Origin of the sequence: Halococcus saccharolyticus DSM 5350 (assembly GCF_000336915.1) — an archaeon.
Classification (GTDB): Archaea; Halobacteriota; Halobacteria; order Halobacteriales; family Halococcaceae; genus Halococcus; species Halococcus saccharolyticus.
Window position 1 is genome coordinate 1 of record NZ_AOMD01000022.1, and the last position, 1984, is coordinate 1984.

4 protein-coding genes and 1 pseudogene are annotated in these 1984 nt (G+C 62.7%); 4 read left to right on the forward strand and 1 reads right to left on the reverse strand.

Features of this window, described 5'->3' with window-relative positions; genetic code table 11:
• The 3 genes and pseudogenes from C449_RS10080 to C449_RS10090 all read left to right on the forward strand — a co-directional run.
• A pseudogene (locus tag C449_RS10080) lies at positions 1 to 411 on the forward strand (transcription initiation factor IIB); the annotation flags it as partial.
• Positions 412 to 576: 165 nt separating this feature from the next.
• Entirely contained in the window at positions 577 to 756 is a 180-nt protein-coding gene (locus C449_RS10085; RefSeq protein WP_006077906.1) for a DUF7836 family putative zinc-binding protein, read from the forward strand.
• Positions 757 to 919: 163 nt separating this feature from the next.
• Entirely contained in the window at positions 920 to 1156 is a 237-nt protein-coding gene (locus C449_RS10090) for a UPF0058 family protein (protein WP_006077907.1), read from the forward strand.
• Positions 1157 to 1207: 51 nt separating this feature from the next.
• On the opposite strand, the gene C449_RS10095 is transcribed toward C449_RS10090, so the two are convergent.
• Positions 1208 to 1669, reverse strand: a complete 462-nt coding sequence (locus C449_RS10095; protein ID WP_006077908.1) for a DUF555 domain-containing protein — start codon at positions 1667 to 1669, stop codon at positions 1208 to 1210.
• 86 nt (positions 1670 to 1755) lie between these two features.
• On the opposite strand from C449_RS10095, the gene C449_RS10100 reads away from it, so the two are divergent.
• A partial coding sequence (locus C449_RS10100) for a DNA N-glycosylase (protein ID WP_006077909.1) occupies positions 1756 to 1984 on the forward strand: 229 nt, incomplete at its 3' end.

The following is a 1984-nucleotide window of genomic DNA, read 5'->3' on the forward strand; positions in this document are numbered from 1 at the left end:
CGCTCCATCGAGGGCGTCTCCACCTCCGCGCTCTACGCCGCCGCCCGACAGGCCGGCACCCCACGCTCACTCGACGAGATCGCTACCGTCTCCCGGGTCGGGAAGATGGAGTTGACGCGCACCTACCGATACGTAGTGCGCGAGCTCGGCCTCGAGATCCAGCCCGCCGACCCCGCGAGCTACGTCCCCCGCTTCGCCTCCGACCTCGATCTCTCCGAGGAGTCCGAGCGCCGCGCTCGACAGCTCCTCGACACCGCCAAAGAAGAGGGCATCATCAGCGGGAAGAGTCCCGTTGGGCTGGCTGCGGCCGCCGTCTACGCCGCCGCACTCCTCACCAACGAAAAGGTCACCCAGGGCGCTGTTTCGGAGGTCGCCGACATCTCCGAAGTCACCATNTCTACGCCGCCGCACTCCTCACCAACGAAAAGGTCACCCAGGGCGCTGTTTCGGAGGTCGCCGACATCTCCGAAGTCACCATCCGCAATCGGTACAAGGAACTCCTCGAAGCCGAGGGCGACGTGATGGCCGCCTGACTGACGCGAACCTTTTTGTAGTTCTCGCGTGTCGGTCGATGACATGGACGAAGCAGCCGTCCAGCTTCTGTGCCCGGAGTGTGCGAAACATTGGCGATCGACGCCACGCGAGCTTCCCGCCCAGGGATCGGTGTTTCACTGTCCGAACTGCCATGCGAGCTATCGGATCGCCGAGTTCATGCGGACCGATCGCGATCTCAGTACGCTCAAACAGCTCCAGTAGTCACCACCCTTTGCGCCGTCCCGTTCGAACCCCGAACAGCCGTGCAAATCGTTCATGATTCTTATTCGCCGAGCGTAGGCCTGAACCGCCGTTTCCCTGCGGTCGTGTGTTAACGGACCTCAATACACTACTATAACCCTCCAGTCGCTAGGACCAGTTGCCTATGAAAAAGCAGGAGCTCATCCACCTCCACGGCCTGCTTGCAGAGGTACGCAAACACCACCAAGCTCGAACAGGGACGGCGGTCGAGTACGAGGGCTACGAGTCCCTCGGCGTCCGACCGACATCGATTCACAAGTCGAAGACCGACCACAAGGAAGCCGTTTTCGCGCTCGCCGAAGGAATCACCGGTGAGATGCGTCGCGCCGAAAGCGAGACGGTCCCGGCAGCTGCCGACTGAACGGCACAGCAGCGTTCCTGTCGACCTCACACTCGATAGCGCCAGCGCCGCCTACTCCGACTCGTCGTCGAGCAGTTCGTCGAACTCGGGGAGGACGTCGTCCGTTTCGTCGTTCTCAGCTTCGCTCTCCGCGGACTCCCCTTCGTTGCTCTCGACTTCCTCGGTGTCGTCGTCCTCGTCGTCGAGCACCTCGATTTCGAGGACTTCGAGCGGGATGTTTTCGAGACGCTGACCGATCTCGGTGCGCGCGATCCGGGCGGCGTGTTCCTTACGCTCGACGTTGAACACCGTCATTTCGAGTTCGAGCGCGACGAGTGCCTCGTCGGCGACGATGAAGGCGGGCTCCAGTTTCTCGCCCGAAGGCGACGTCCGCGTGCCCATATCGATCTCGACGTAGTTGAGGTCGGGATTGAGCATCTCACCCGTCTTCGAGATGCCGATCCGTACGGCCTCGTCGGCCGTCTCGACGTCGTAGACGGGGACGGCGGCCTCGACGACGACTCGACAATCCATGCGTACTCTTCTCAGTCGGGCGGTATCAACGTTGGGGGCACGTCGAGTCGAAAGCGCCAATCCGTCCCGAAACGTGTATTCCGGCGATGGAAACCGGGATGATCGATCTCGACAGCCTCGCGGGCGGGATCGACCTTCAGGCGACGCTCGAAAGCGGTCAGTCCTTTTGCTGGCACCGCGAGGACGGTCGAACGTACGAGCGTTCGGCGGTCTCCGGTGGGTCGGCGTGGTACACGACCGTGCTCCCGAGGGAGTTTTCCGGCGAACACGAAGTCGTCCGCGTGCGACAGACCGACGGTGGCTTGGAGTGGCAGG